This is a genomic window from Moorena producens 3L, assembly GCF_000211815.1.
Taxonomy (GTDB): Bacteria; Cyanobacteriota; Cyanobacteriia; order Cyanobacteriales; family Coleofasciculaceae; genus Moorena; species Moorena producens.
Genome location: NZ_GL890893.1, coordinates 1 through 1,174 on the forward strand (window position 1 = coordinate 1; position 1,174 = coordinate 1,174).

Sequence of the window (1,174 nt, forward strand, 5' to 3'; positions counted from 1 at the left end):
GATCCAGGTCCATACCAATTACTGCGGGTTCGTCCTCGATCAACCCCGGGAAAGGATTAGGATTGAGGTTCCACGCAGCTCGTCCTGTGTTGGTACCATACCCATATATCTTGTTATTTCGCAGCGTAATTTGTGTTGCATGATTGAAACCGACACCTACCCGGCGCATGGCCCAGACTGTGTTGTTTTCAATTACAAAGTTCATCGTGTTTCGGTACAGCGTGGGAGTGATGTTGTATTCTGACGGGTCATCAGCTGATACTTCATGAAATTCCGTCATGATATAATAGCCATGAATACCCCTGGCTGAAGCATAGGCTACATTATTTTTAAATGGACGTGGCAGTATGAACCAGATATCATAATTCCAGTTAGGAAACTGTGCGATCTGAGCTTTCAGGTCCGCATTGAGTGTCGGGAATTCACTGGCTGGTACATGGATGTCAATGTCTCCACGGGCAATCCCCAATCTATCTTCTACTAATCCTTCTGTCCAATACACGTAGGCGTGTCCCGTACTACCGGAAACAACATTTCCCTCGACTTTCACTCCTGTACTATGAAACCAAAATCCATCCCCCTGCCAGGCAAAATCCGAGAAATTCTCCCTTGAATCGGCTACGGCCTCTGTTCTTCCTCCCTCAGGTTCCAAAGTCGCCGGTCTTCCAATGTTCATGGGTTCATCGGGATTATAGGTTCGTATGGCGATGTTTTCCGTGAAGGAACCTATTTCGTTTCCAGCTTCCGTACAAAATGCGGAACCAACCACGTCGTAACTCACATTCCTGATGAAATTAACATGAGAGGAATGATTCACGTAACCCCATCCCGGATCATTGTTTACCACACAACCTTCTACATGAGCAGCCGGAGGGGTGATCGTATAGTTCGCCTGCGTCTTATCAAACTGAATCGAGCGGTGAAAATGAATGGAGTACCTGCCCCTGGGATTGGTATAAGCTCCCTGAGGAAGTATCTGAGGTTCCCGCGGTAGACCTGTAGCATCCCAATCATCTAACTCGATCCGCTTATCAGTCCTACCGAGGTTACTGGTTTCGATGAATTTCAAAATCACATCTGCATTGTGCATGAACATTAAATGTCCCCGGGGCTTACGATAAGCGCCTGAAATTGAAGCTACACTTGTGTTCTCTGAAGATATAATGACATTACG

At 46.6% G+C, this 1,174-nt stretch carries 1 pseudogene; it reads right to left on the reverse strand.

From position 1 onward, the window contains the following. A pseudogene (locus LYNGBM3L_RS13080) lies at positions 1 to 1,090 on the reverse strand (hypothetical protein); the annotation flags it as partial. Positions 1,091 to 1,174 lie beyond the last annotated feature (84 nt).